The organism is Streptomyces sp. CNQ329, assembly GCF_000482585.1.
The window spans coordinates 1-2839 of record NZ_AXVU01000130.1 but is presented as its reverse complement, the minus strand read 5'-3'; the positions used below and the strand labels follow the sequence as shown (position 1 = coordinate 2839).

The 2839-nt window shown below is 68.8% G+C and carries 4 protein-coding genes; all 4 read right to left on the bottom strand.

Features of this window, described 5'->3' with window-relative positions; genetic code table 11:
• On the bottom strand, window positions 1–543 hold a 543-nt coding region (locus I003_RS0129325), incomplete at its 3' end, for a hypothetical protein (RefSeq protein WP_027774696.1).
• A gap of 70 nt (window positions 544–613) precedes the next feature.
• Complete coding sequence (locus tag I003_RS0129320) at window positions 614–1108, bottom strand: hypothetical protein (protein WP_027774695.1); 495 nt, start codon at window positions 1106–1108, stop codon at window positions 614–616.
• A 34-nt stretch (window positions 1109–1142) separates the two neighbouring features.
• On the bottom strand, window positions 1143–1757 hold the full coding sequence (locus I003_RS0129315) for a hypothetical protein (RefSeq protein ID WP_027774694.1): 615 nt from the start codon (window positions 1755–1757) through the stop codon (window positions 1143–1145).
• Window positions 1758–2839: hypothetical protein (locus tag I003_RS0129310; protein ID WP_027774693.1), on the bottom strand; the 1082-nt coding region annotated here is incomplete at its 5' end.

Below are 2839 nucleotides of genomic sequence, written 5' to 3'. Positions count from 1 at the left end.
GCCGGTGGCTGCGTCGAGGGCGGTCACCGTGGCGGCGGAGGGCGGGCGGCGGGCGCCGCTGGGGGTGGTGCCTCGCCACGTGTAGTCGATGTGCAGCACGGCCATGGGGAGGGTGAGGAGGTTGGCGACGTGTTCCTGGGCCCAGGCGCGGCGGGTGGCTGCGTCGTCCTGGAGGGTGCGGAGTTTGTGGATGTGGTGGCAGGCGCGGCACAGGTGGCCGGCTGGGGTGGGGAGGAGGGCGTGGTCGGGTCGGGCGCCGCAGTCCTGGCAGGTTCGTGGGGTGGTGGATCGGGCGCGGGCGGCGGCGAGCTGGGTGGCGGTAGCCGGGGTGGGGGCGGATTCGTCCAGCCGGTACAGGTCGAGGACGGTGCGGCGGTTGCGGCCGTCGTAGCCGTCGACCGTCGCCGCTTTCGGGCCCGGCGTACGGGGGAGGTCGAGGTTCTTGAGCTGGGTGGCGGTGGCGTAGACGCCGGCCGGGACGTCCGCCCAGGAGGTGAAGTGCGGCAGCGGGGGGCGGAGCAGGGTGTCGTCGGTGATGGTCATGGGTCTCCTTCGTGCGTGGGTGGGGAACTGGATCCGGAACGCGGCGCAGCTGCTGCTCGCAGCGTCGGGGTCAGCGGCTCCAGCCGATGCGGGTGAAGGCGTAGCCGTGCCGGTCTTCGAGGTCGCTTCGGGGTTCGGCCTGTTCTGACGCCCATACGAGGGAGCGGAGTTGGTTCTCCTCGGGGCCCGGCGTGGGGTAGTCGGCCCACACGTCGCCCTCGTTGTCGAGCCAGACGGTGGTGTACTTCGCGGCCCGGTTCTCCGGCCGCACGTCATAGGTGCAGAGGGGCTCGATCAGGCAGTGGGCGATGGGGGTCAGGGTGCAGCCGAGCGCCTCCAGCTCCTGGCGGGAGACGAGGCGATGGGGATCGTCACGGGCCCACACCATCGGCAGTACGTCGTCGCCTGGCGGCAGGGTCGGGTAGTCGGCCCATACGCCGCCCTGGTCGTCGAGCCAGACGGCGGCGTGGTCGCGGGTGGGCGGGGTCTGCGGCGGGGTGGCGAGGGCGCATACCCGGTCGGCGCCGGCGGCCTCGGGGTCCTGTGGTCCCTGTTCACTCGGCATGTTCCGCTCCTTCGTGGGGTTCGGAGTTGGCTGGTCAGGCGCCGAGGGTGACTGCGCCGACGTAGGAGTAGGCGGCCCAGTCGGAATCGAGGTCGGCAATGATGTCTTCCCAGACGTCGCCGAGGAGGGTTTCATCTCCTTCTGCCCATCCGGTGACAGCGTCTGCCCAGACGTAGCGGACTTGCAGGGACCGCTCCTGTGCGATGGGTTCCAGGTCGCGGCGGCGGCTTTCGGGGACCTGGCTTTGGTCGACGGGATAGATTTCCATTCGGGTACCTTGCCCGCTGTTGTCGAGGCGCTCCACGATGTTTTTGCGGCCGTACTTTCGGACGTTGGTGTGGCGCATTTCGCGGTAGGCGTCATCGAGTGCCTGGAGCTTGCGGGCCGAGGGCCGGCCGCCGGTCTCCCAAGACTTGATGAGGCGGGGGCTGATGCCGTGGCGGGCCAGGGCATCGCGGCCGGCCGGTGAGTCCAAGTAGTGCAGGCGGGCGTTGCGGCCCCGGGGGCGGTCGACTGGAGTGGCGATGCCGCCGTGGGCGGCGAGTTCCTGCGCGATTCTCTCGATTTCGCGGGCGAGGGCTTCACCGCCTTTGAGTCCCCGGGCGTTGTACCTTCCGAATTCGCCCCACTCATCGTAGACGCTTCTCATTTAGTCGCCTCCGAGGGTGTAGGTTTCCTTTTCCTTCATGTCGGAGAGTTTCCGTCCCTCGGTGAATACGTTTCGCCAGTCGCCGCCGCTCACGTGGAGTTCGTCGGTTCCTGCCATTTGCACGACGGTCAATCCTGCCTGGTGCGCCTTGTAGGCTTTGCGCCACAGGTTCGCGAATGCCTGAGAGCGGATGGTGTGCATCCAGTCCGGGCGGCGGAGTTCACGGTTGTTCGTGGATTCCCCGATAGTGGACACAAACTTAGAATACATGGATTTCACGTACTCCAGGGTGACAATGTCGTCATTGTCGATTGCCTCTTGCCGGGCATCCCTGAGGGCTTCCTTGAGGGTTCGCAGCAGGCTTTCCGTGGCACCGGACGTGTACGCCTCGTGGATTTCCGGGGCGGTGCACAGTCCGTTCTTCGCGCAGTCCAGCAGCAGCTTGAGGGTGGGGGTGGTGATCCAGAGGTCCCCTTGAGTCTTGCGGTCCCCCAGCGGGTTCGGGAGGTCGGGGTTGCCCCACTCCGGCGGGGTGATGCGGTAGATGCCGGCGCGCTTGGGCTGGCTGAAGGGCTCGGACTCCACCAGCCGCCCGATCGGCAGCCAGCACGTGAACGCCGCCAGATACGCCGCGTTGGCGTCCAGAGCGGTCACGTCGAGGGCGATGTTGCCGGCACGCGCCTCGCGGTGCAGCTCGACAGCGCGCCACTTCGGGCGGCCCTCCCAGATCAGGTCCGGGTTCTTCTGCGAGCGCTTGGCCAGGACGTCGGTCTCGGTCGGAGGGAACTCGGAGTGCTCGTACCGGCCACCGATCCGGGAGGCCTTGAACAGCTTCATCACGTCCGGGATCGCCTTGTGGATCAGAGCGGCCTGGGCGGCCTGCATGTCGCCCTGGTGCTGAGACAACTCCGCCGCGACCCGGTCACGGATCATGTCGCCCAACGAACCGGCCGGCCGCGCGGACGAACTCGCCGACGAACTGGCGGCGCGGCGGGGGGGCGCCGCCGGGGCCGGTTCGGAGCCGGCCGACGGCCGCTCCGTCGGTTCGGCAGGGGCAGGGGCAGGGGCAGGGGCAGGGGCAG

What these genes read in the sequence shown, in the direction of transcription:
- I003_RS0129320 (WP_027774695.1), bottom strand. Translation starts at nt 1,108, where the DNA reads ATGCCGAGTGAACAGGGACCACAGGACCCCGAGGCCGCCGGCGCCGAC.
- I003_RS0129315 (WP_027774694.1), bottom strand. Translation starts at nt 1,757, where the DNA reads ATGAGAAGCGTCTACGATGAGTGGGGCGAATTCGGAAGGTACAACGCC.